The organism is Bradyrhizobium sp. LeoB3 (assembly GCF_055456055.1).
The window spans coordinates 1-203 of record NZ_JBVBEF010000506.1; the positions used below are offsets into that span (position 1 = coordinate 1).

At 59.6% G+C, this 203-nt stretch carries 1 protein-coding gene; it reads left to right on the forward strand.

What is annotated here, in order from left to right:
• Window positions 1-203: PDC sensor domain-containing protein (locus ACZXDY_RS46830; protein WP_464350149.1), on the forward strand; the 203-nt coding region annotated here is incomplete at both ends.

Here is a 203-nt window from a genome sequence, read left to right on the forward strand (position 1 = left end):
CTCGCCAAGCTCGCCGCCGCTGAGCAGCAGCAGATCGTCCAGGGAGTTCGCCAGGCTTTGATTGCGCTCTCGGAGGTTCCGGCGATCAAGGCGAAGGACGTCCAGGAATGCGATGCCTACCTGTCCCGGATCAAGCGACAATATCCGGAGTTCATCGTCTTTATCGTGGTCGACATGAATGGCGACGCCTTCTGCGACTCAGC